Origin of the sequence: Mesorhizobium sp. ORS 3428, assembly GCF_001854785.1 — a bacterium.
Classification (GTDB): domain Bacteria; phylum Pseudomonadota; class Alphaproteobacteria; order Rhizobiales; family Rhizobiaceae; genus Mesorhizobium.
Map to the genome: position 1 here is coordinate 1 of NZ_MDFL01000062.1, position 3,078 is coordinate 3,078.

2 protein-coding genes are annotated in these 3,078 nt (G+C 56.3%); both read left to right on the forward strand.

The annotated features are described in order from the left end of the window. Positions 1–12: 12 nt before the first annotated feature. Positions 13–1,443: a dicarboxylate/amino acid:cation symporter gene (locus ORS3428_RS07695; protein ID WP_071096146.1), complete on the forward strand. Its 1,431-nt coding sequence runs from the start codon at positions 13–15 to the stop codon at positions 1,441–1,443. A 276-nt stretch (positions 1,444–1,719) separates the two neighbouring features. After that, on the forward strand, positions 1,720–2,748 hold the full coding sequence (locus ORS3428_RS07700) for an LLM class flavin-dependent oxidoreductase (RefSeq protein ID WP_071096151.1): 1,029 nt from the start codon (positions 1,720–1,722) through the stop codon (positions 2,746–2,748). Positions 2,749–3,078 lie beyond the last annotated feature (330 nt).

The window sequence follows — 3,078 nt, forward strand, 5'->3', positions numbered from 1 at the left end:
GGAGAGAGATTTATGTTGACCGCAAAGGGCCCCAACGCAAATGTCCCGCCTCGCAAGCCTTTCTATGCACGGCTTTACGTGCAGGTGATTGCCGCCATCGCACTGGGCGTCGCGCTCGGCCATTTCAACCCCGAAATCGGCGAAAACATGAAGCCGCTTGGCGACGCCTTCATCAAGCTCGTCAAGATGATCATCGCACCGGTAATCTTTTTGACCGTCGCGACCGGCATCGCCGGCATGCACAGCCTTCAAAAGGTCGGACGGGTAGCCAGCAAGGCGATGGTCTATTTCCTCACCTTCTCGACTCTGGCACTGATCGTCGGCCTCATCATGTCCAATGTCGTTCAACCCGGCGCCGGCCTGAACATTGATCCGGCCTCGATCGATATCCAAGCCGTCAATCCCTATGCCGCAAAGGCCCACGAGCAGTCCGTGACGGGCTTTCTGATGAACATCATTCCGACCACGATTGTGGCCGCCTTTGCAGACGGCGATATCCTTCAGGTCCTTTTCTTCTCGGTCCTGTTTGGCATTTCGCTTGCGATGGTTGGAGAGATGGGCAAGYCGATCAGTTCCTTCCTCCAGGCGCTCACTGTGCCGGTCTTTGCGCTCGTTGGCATCCTGATGAAGGCTGCCCCGATCGGCGCGTTCGGCGCCATGGCCTTCACAATCGGCAAGTACGGCATCGGCTCCGTCGTCAATCTCGCAATGTTGGTCGGGACGTTCTACGTCACGGCCTTTCTATTCGTGTTTATCGTTCTCGGCGCGGTCTGCCGTTACAATGGCTTCTCGATCGTCTCTCTCATCCGATACATCAAGGAAGAGCTGCTATTGGTTCTTGGAACGTCCTCCTCGGAGGCCGCGCTGCCCACTCTCATGGAGAAGATGGAGAAGGCTGGCGCCAAGCGTTCAGTCGTAGCGCTGGTCATTCCGACGGGATATTCCTTCAATTTGGACGGCACCAATATCTATATGACGCTTGCGGCCCTCTTTATCGCCCAGGCGACGAATACGGATCTCTCGATCGGCGATCAGATCCTATTGCTGCTCGTTGCGATGCTTTCCTCTAAGGGGGCGGCGGGGGTCACCGGCGCCGGCTTCGTCACACTGGCCGCTACTCTTTCTGTGGTGCCGTCCGTTCCGGTGGCTGGCATGGCATTGATCCTCGGTATCGACCGTTTCATGTCCGAGTGCCGGGCCCTTACGAACATCATCGGCAATGCCGTGGCAACGCTCGTGGTCGCCCGTTGGGAAGGCGAATTGGATCAGGTGCAGTTGGAAGCGGCGTTTGCAGGGCGTCATCTTGCCGAGACATTGGCCGGCCAGCCACGCGTCCCGCAGCCGCCAAGTGAGGCCGCCTCGTTGCGAGTCGTCCCTTCGCCGGATCGRTCACCACCACAGCACGGGCGAGCCGCAGACACCAAGCGAGGACTCGCGGATTGATGAAAACAAACGCGCCGAAAGCCGGCTAAATACCAGCGAGAACTCACCTACAACACGTAAGAGTAAGCATAGGCACAAGAGCAAATGGATATACTGCTGCCTGAGATGTCGTAGATATTATTAATACCAGAGAAGTATGTAGAATCCAGTCTGCCTGTAGAAACCATATTTATATCCCCGCAGAAAGCGGTTGCTCGCAAAAATATGCCGTTGTTTTGATCGCTTCTAGCTTCGTCTGAAGTAAGGACCTTCCGCGTCAAATCGGGAGACAACAGAGTGAAAAACGTCTTGYCTTCGAAGCCGAATTTCGGAATCTTCGATCACTTGGATGAGGACGGTCGCGACATCGGCCTACAATACGCCGATCGCCTCAAGCTGGCGGAGGCCTGYGATCACCTTGGCTTTTATGCATATCATCTCGCAGAGCACCACTGCACTCTCCATAGGAGGGGTGCGTCGCCAAATCTCTTCCTATCGAGCGTCGCACAGTGCACCCGCCAACTGCGTGTGGGTCCCCTGGTGATGCTCTTAACCCTCTACCATCCACTTCGGGCGTTCGAAGAGATCTGTATACTTGACCAGTTGAGCGGTGGTAGGGTGGAGCTCGGTATAGGGCGAGGCTTTCTCCCAGCCGAATTAAATTATTTTGGGATTGGCGCGGACGCAGTGCCAGGCCGTTATTCGGAGGCTAGCGAAATCGTAATCGCCGCCATGAAAGGCGGGAAGTTATCCTATAGAGGCCGCCACTTTAAGCTGAATAGAGTTCCCTTGACGCTTAGACCCCATCAGCGCCCGCGTCTTCCGATATGGGTCGCCACCAATCGACCCGAATCGGCAAGTTGGGCAGCCGCGAATGGCGCAAATCTCGCGTGCGTAGGACATAGCTCCTGCGTCCGCAAAGTTACCGACGCCTTCCGTTCCAAGCGGGAGGAAATCACTGACAAAAGTAATCCGTCGCCGTTGCTGGGATTGCTGCGCATGATCGTGATTGGGCGTTCTGACACGCATGCCTATTCGATCGCGGCACCTGCTTATGAAACATGGATCAAGAGCTTCAAGTTTCTTTACGAACTCAATGRCATTCCGACTCCACCAAACCTGCCGCTGACCTTCGAAGCGGCGATTGAAAGCGAACTGTGCATAGCGGGAACGGCAGCTTTTGTGCGGGACGCTATTCTCGGTCAGTTGGAAGTGGCCGGGGCCAACTATCTTCTTTGCCAGCTCGCGTTTGGGGATTTGCCATTGGAAGCGTCTCTGTACACTGCAGTGATGATTCATTCTGAAATCATGACCCGATTTGCCTGACCAGGAATCCGTGCGTAGGGCGGCTCGAAGGAGTTGCCCGCAGCGTTTACCAGCAACTAGCCCGCTGCCAGACGATAGCCTTGCAGCGCGCGGTCTACGGGGGATTGGCATCGCTATGCCTGCCTAGGTCGGATGCCGTTTCCGGACGATGATTTGAACTGGTTTTCTGGGACGCAATCCTTCACGGGACCACATTGCCCCGCGTTCCAGCCCCCTCGCTCAACGTCGCTGTTCACACAGACCGTTTGCCACCGCCCGTCTTGCAGGCGGCAATCCACTGCATCGCCGAGGTTGGATCTTCCAATATGGCGGCCCGTTTCGCAAAGCCGT